This is a genomic window from Polynucleobacter sp. 35-46-11 (assembly GCF_002281105.1).
In genome coordinates, this window is sequence record NZ_NCFJ01000254.1 from 1 (window position 1) to 3,634 (window position 3,634).

Sequence of the window (3,634 nt, forward strand, 5' to 3'; positions counted from 1 at the left end):
GGCATGAGTATGAATTGCCTCCTCAAACGCTTGACGCAATAGATATTGACGGCATTCTGGGGCAGTGATGTGGCGATAAGTACCCAAAACAATGTTATTTGCCGCCAGAGAATCTGCTGTCGTGAAGAAACCAAGATTGCGCTTGATAATGCGACGCTCATCTTCAGTTAAGCCATTAGGATCCTTCCAAAGCGCGATATCGCGATTCATATTAATCTCTTGCGGCATCCAATGGTTTGCACAACCAGCAAGATATTTCTCCCAAGCCCACTTATATTTAAACGGAACCAGCTGATTTACGTCAGTCTTTGCATTAATTACACGCTTATCAGCAGCATTGACACGCAAAGCTGCGCCACCGCCTAGTGAAGCTGCTTGCGTAGGTGCGGCGACTTGGGGCGCAATTGCGACTTCGTCTGCTTGTGGGCGCTGCGGTTCTGCCACAACTGGTTGCTGTGCGAGACCTGCTCTTGCTAGTGCCGGCGCAACTTCTTCTTCCCAATTCAACATAACAATCTCCTAAATTCTTTTCTTTTATAGATCAGCAATCAAATGCTTACTGACAAGCTTCACATTCTTCAAATCCAGCATCGCCCGGGCGCATTGTGCATGCTGGGCCATCCAATTCTTGCGCTGCTGATGCATCTGTACCATTCACACCACCACCGCTGGAAACTGCATTTAACTGACCACTTGAAACAGTAGACTTCTCAACGTGAGTTGCAGCCATTGTGCGGAGGTAATACGTAGTTTTTAGACCACGCAACCAAGCCAGCTTGTAAGTGTCATCTAATTTCTTACCTGATGCACCGCCCATGTAGATATTGAGTGACTGCGCTTGGTCAATCCACTTCTGACGACGTGAAGCTGCCTCAACCAACCAGATTGGCTCTACCTCAAATGCAGTGGCATACAAGTCACGTAAATCTTGTGGAACACGATCAATCTTAGACAAAGTACCGTCAAAGTACTTCAAATCGGCAATCATCACTTCATCCCAAAGGCCGCGATCCTTCAAATCACGCACCAAATACTCATTTACTACAGTGAACTCGCCCGAAAGGTTAGATTTCACGAACAAGTTCTGGAATGTAGGCTCAATACAGGCTGAAACGCCAATGATGTTGGAAATCGTTGCTGTCGGTGCAATTGCTACACAGTTGGAGTTGCGCATACCGTGCTGCTTGATGCGGGCACGCAAACCATCCCAGTTCATCGTAGATGAGCTATCGACTTCAAGGTAACCGCCACGCTCTGCTGCCAACAAAGCTACTGAGTCTTGCGGAAGAATGCCGCGATCCCACAAAGATCCTTTGTAAGTGCTGTAAACGCCACGCTCTTCAGCTAACTCATTGGATGCTTGATAGGCGTAGTAGCACACTGCCTCCATAGAGGAATCAGCAAATTTCACCGCTTCATCGCTAGCATAAGGAATGCGTTGCATATGCAAGCAATCCTGGAAGCCCATGATGCCCATACCAACTGGACGATGCTTCAAGTTGGAGTTACGGGCTTTAGCAACAGCGTAGTAGTTGATATCAATGACGTTATCCAACATACGCATTGCAGTACGAATTGTTTTCTGGAGCTTCTCGTGATCCAAAATCATCTTGCCAGATGCATCGGTAGTCATATGGGCTGTTAAGTTCACTGAACCCAAGTTACACACAGCAATCTCGCTTTCGTTTGTGTTCAGAGTAATCTCAGTACACAAATTAGAAGAGTGGACCACACCAATATGCTGTTGTGGGCTACGAATATTGCAGGGATCTTTAAATGTAATCCATGGGTGACCAGTTTCAAACAGCATGCCCAACATCTTGCGCCATAATTGCTGCGCAGGAATGCGGCGGAATGGTTTCAATTCACCAGCATCCGCTTTTTTCTCATAGGCAACATAGGCCTCTTCAAAAGCCTTTCCATATTTATCATGCAAGTCAGGCGTATTTGAAGGCGAGAACAATGTCCACTCACCACCCTCCATTACACGCTTCATGAACAAGTCTGGAATCCAGTTAGACGTATTCATATCATGCGTACGGCGACGGTCATCTCCAGTGTTCTTACGCAACTCGAGGAACTCTTCAATATCTAAGTGCCATGTCTCTAGGTAAGCACAAACTGCACCCTTACGCTTACCACCTTGGTTCACCGCAACTGCTGTGTCGTTCACCACCTTTAAGAATGGCACCACACCTTGTGACTTACCGTTAGTGCCTTTGATATGACTTCCCAAGGCGCGCACGTTTGTCCAGTCATTACCTAAACCGCCGGCAAACTTAGACAGGAGTGCATTCTCTTTCAATGCTTCATAAATGCCGTCCAAATCATCATCCACTGTTGTCAAGTAGCAGCTTGATAACTGAGGACGTGTTGTCGCTGAGTTAAACAATGTTGGCGTACTGGACATGAAATCAAATGTAGAGAGAATTTCGTAGAACTCAATTGCACGACGCTCGCGATCCAACTCATTCAAAGACAAGCCCATTGCAACGCGCATGAAGAAAGCCTGTGGCATTTCAATACGACGGTCTTCAATATGCAAGAAATAGCGGTCATACAAAGTCTGCAAACCAAGGTAATTGAACTGCAAGTCACGACTTGCATTCAAGGCAGCCGCTAATCTTGGTAGATCAAACTCGCGCATGCGTGGATCTAAGAGTTCAGCAGAAATACCTTCATTGATGTACTTAGCAAAGTAGGTGGCGTACTCAGCCTGCATATCGCCTTGCAGTACTTCGCGACCTAAAATTTCTTTACGAATCACGTGCATTAAGATGCGTGCAGTCACTTGACTGTATGCAGGATCTTTTTCAATCAAAGTGCGTGACGCCAAAATCGCTGAGTCATACACCTGTGCCATCGGCACACCATCGTACAAATTCTTGATAGTTTCAGTAATGATTGGGCTTGCATCAATGTTGTTACCAAGCCCCTCACATGCTGCCTCAATAATGGTGCGCAAAGCAGCCATATCCAGCCACTTCTCTACCCCATCGTCTGTAACCTTCAGACCAGATTCACCAGCTTGAGTAGCTGCCTGTGTTTCTTGTGCGATACCCTGTTGTGTTGCACGCTCTTGATTGCGCTTCTCACGATAGAGCACATACGCACGGGCAACATTGTGTTCACCACTGCGCATCAACGCCAACTCAACCTGATCTTGAATATCTTCAATATGGAATGTGCCGCCATTCGGGCGGCTACGCAACAAGGCACGCACTACTGAGTGAGTTAATTGCTCTACTTGTTCACGAACACGTGCAGATGCTGCACCCTGACCACCATTAACCGCCAGAAAAGCTTTAGTCACCGCAATCGCAATCTTTGATGGCTCAAATGCCACTACTGAGCCATTTCGGCGAATGATTTTGTAGTCAGACAATTGAGTAGCTTGACCACCGCCAACTCCGCCAGCTACAAAGCCAGCAGACGGGGTTTGATTCATGGATTCCGAAGGGTGCATCCCTGGATTATTTGTGCCGGCAGTCTGTCCTGCTGTCTGGGGGTTAGCGTATGTCATATTTTTCCTGCTTATATATAGTTATTTGGACAAAAAATCGTTAAAAAACAATAGGGTATTGCCGAATTCAAACACTACATCTAGTGTCTCAAAGTGCATTTAACACTAAGT

The 3,634-nt window shown here is 46.5% G+C and carries 2 protein-coding genes; both read right to left on the minus strand.

The annotated features are described in order from the left end of the window. Positions 1-510 (minus strand): ribonucleotide-diphosphate reductase subunit beta (locus tag B7Y67_RS12975; RefSeq protein WP_293599008.1); only part of this gene is annotated, 510 nt, incomplete at its 3' end. Positions 511-556: 46 nt separating this feature from the next. After that, a complete protein-coding gene (locus B7Y67_RS12980) occupies positions 557-3,523 on the minus strand; it encodes a ribonucleoside-diphosphate reductase subunit alpha (protein ID WP_293599009.1) in 2,967 nt (988 codons plus the stop codon). Positions 3,524-3,634 lie beyond the last annotated feature (111 nt).

Excerpts from the sequence above, each read along its gene's own strand:
- B7Y67_RS12980 (WP_293599009.1), bottom strand. The coding sequence starts at position 3,523 with ATGACATACGCTAACCCCCAGACAGCAGGACAGACTGCCGGCACAAAT.